This window comes from Photorhabdus sp. CRCIA-P01, from assembly GCF_003545805.1.
GTDB classification, from domain to species: domain Bacteria; phylum Pseudomonadota; class Gammaproteobacteria; order Enterobacterales; family Enterobacteriaceae; genus Photorhabdus; species Photorhabdus antumapuensis.
This window is the reverse complement of the sequence record NZ_NMQR01000131.1, coordinates 1-2,404: the sequence shown is the minus strand read 5'-3', so window position 1 is coordinate 2,404 and position 2,404 is coordinate 1. Positions and strand designations below refer to the sequence as shown.

Annotated in this window: 2 protein-coding genes; one reads left to right on the top strand and one right to left on the bottom strand. The window is 44.6% G+C overall.

The genetic code is table 11. The features are described from left to right. Positions 1-380 precede the first annotated feature (380 nt). Entirely contained in the window at positions 381-1,385 is a 1,005-nt protein-coding gene (locus D3222_RS24185; protein ID WP_118988316.1) for an IS110 family transposase, read from the top strand. Between the two features lie 750 nt (positions 1,386-2,135). On the opposite strand, the gene D3222_RS24175 is transcribed toward D3222_RS24185, so the two are convergent. After that, the coding region (locus tag D3222_RS24175) for an ISAs1 family transposase (RefSeq protein ID WP_118986978.1) at positions 2,136-2,404 on the bottom strand (269 nt) is incomplete at its 5' end.

Below are 2,404 nucleotides of genomic sequence, written 5' to 3'. Positions count from 1 at the left end.
AAAGTGAGATGGGAGATCGGTCAAACCGACACCTGCAAAACCTGATATATCCGACGACCAAGAATGAATAAAGGTCTGAAGGCCGATAAGGAGCAGGTGTGCATATATCCATCATGGCTCAGCAGAAAATAACCTGCAAACACAGAAGCCGAATGTACGAACGCAGTTATGATCGTCATTCAACGAACTTATCTTGCACATAAGCGGGAGTTCATGTACGGATATAGAGCTGCAACCTACCGTCGATGTCAGAGTAATTTTTGTCTTGCAAACGGGATGCGTTCATATAGAGCATAAAATCTGTGGGGTTAATGGGATGGTCACCCTCACCCTGTAGGCGTATTTTGACAAGGTGATTTCTTTTACATGAGGCCATCGCCATGAATAACATGACACTTATCGGTATCGATCTCGGCAAACATACCTTTCATCTCCACTGCCAGGATAAATCAGGTAACGCCCTTCTCCGTAAAAAATTTACCCGAACCAAGTTAATGGAGTTTTTAGCCGGATGTCCTTCTGCAACCGTGGTGATGGAGGCTTGTGCCGGCGCGCATTTTATGGCAAGACGAATAAATGATTTAGGCCATGAAGCTAAATTAATTTCACCGCAGTTTGTCCGGCCTTTCGTTAAAAGTAATAAAAATGATTTTATTGATGCGGAAGCCATCTGCGAAGCGGCCTCACGTCCTTCCATGCGTTTTGTCCGACCCAGAACGGAAGCTCAGCAGGCTATGCGTGTATTACATCGGGTCAGGGAGTCACGGGTCAGAGATAAGGTTAAAACGACCAACCAAATGCAGGCTTTTTTACTGGAATTTGGTATCAGTATGCCGACCGGAGTAGCGGTGATAAAACGGCTTTCCCCCGTGCTCGCCGAGAATGAACTTCCGCCTTATTTAACTCAGTTACTTATGCGCTTGCATACCCATTATCTCTATCGGGTTGAACAGATAACTGAGCATGAGCATGAGTTAGCGCAAGCACTGCGATGTGATGATACGGGGCAACGGCTGATGACTATTCCGGGTATCGGCCCCATCACGGCCAGTATGTTATCCTCTCAGCTGGGTGATGGAAAGCAATATGCCCGAAGCCGGGATTTTGCCGCTTCAACAGGCCTGGTTCCTCGTCAATACAGCACGGGAGGAAAGAATACCCTGCTGGGTATCAGCAAACGGGCAGACAAGAAGCTCCGGCAACTATTAGTCCAATGCGCCCGTGTTTTTATACAGCGTATTGATCACCAATCAGGGCGATTAGCGGATTGGGTCAGAATTCAACTTAAACGAAAACATTCGAATATTGTGGCCTGTGCGCTCGCCAACAAGTTAGCGCGTATAGCCTGGGCCATAACAACACGACAAACCGTGTTTGAAAGATAACGATAAAGTGCCCCTAAACAGCCACGTTATCGTTGATTTAAACCGATTACCCATCTGGTTTTGCGAAGACTGATTATTGATGACATGAACGGCCTGATGATGAACCTAAGCATAAAAATGGCTCTTTGAAGCCGAACGGTTTTTTTAGGCGCATTAGGCGCGGAACTCATTGGGGCGCGGGCATCCTTGCCTATAATGACGCCGGATAGATTTAAGCAAGCCTAAAATTCATCAAAATGAGTGTTGCAAAAACGAGGGTGACCACAGATTTTTATGCTCTCCCGATATTGGGCGCGATTATTCATCATGTCGGATCGGAAATAGAACACCATCTGGATTGGGCCCTGAAATATCTCGCCAAAAATGCGTTGAAGTTGCCCCAAGGAAAATCCAATAAAAATAATGGGTTGGAGAGCATTTTCGAGAGGCTTAATACTTAAGGTTCAGTGTGTGAATGTGGGCTAAAAAAGCGGATAAATGCAAGCCCGCCATATTTTAAATGCGGGCCGCTATAACTATGGAGTTCATGCCAGTGTTGATGGACAAAATTCGGTACAAAATACAGTACAGTAGAATCTCGGTATTTAAAAAAGTATTTTGGATTATTAAAAGGGGGCGTTTTATATTCGCTTAATGCCTCTGTCTTAAAGTGATTGGAGCTAATGAACATGAATCACATTATCTTTTAGATATCATTGAAAGTAATCAGTCCGACGTTGAAACAGGGCGGGATTCCACTTTGTATTTAATTTAATCAAAGAGAAGCTGGCTACGAAATTCTCCTGACCAAGTCGCTCTTCGACGTTTCGCTGCTTGACTATCTTTTATACTCGTATTTTGTTTAATCACATTTAATGCTATTCGATTAAAAAGAGCCATTTGTGCTGCACCATCAGGATCTTTAAGCGAGATAGCATCTTCCCGAAAGATGACGTCTAAAACCCAGTGTAGCTCATTTTCCACTGACCAATGCTTTCTTATTGCCGTGGCAGCCCGCTCCACATCTAAAGGCAACGAAC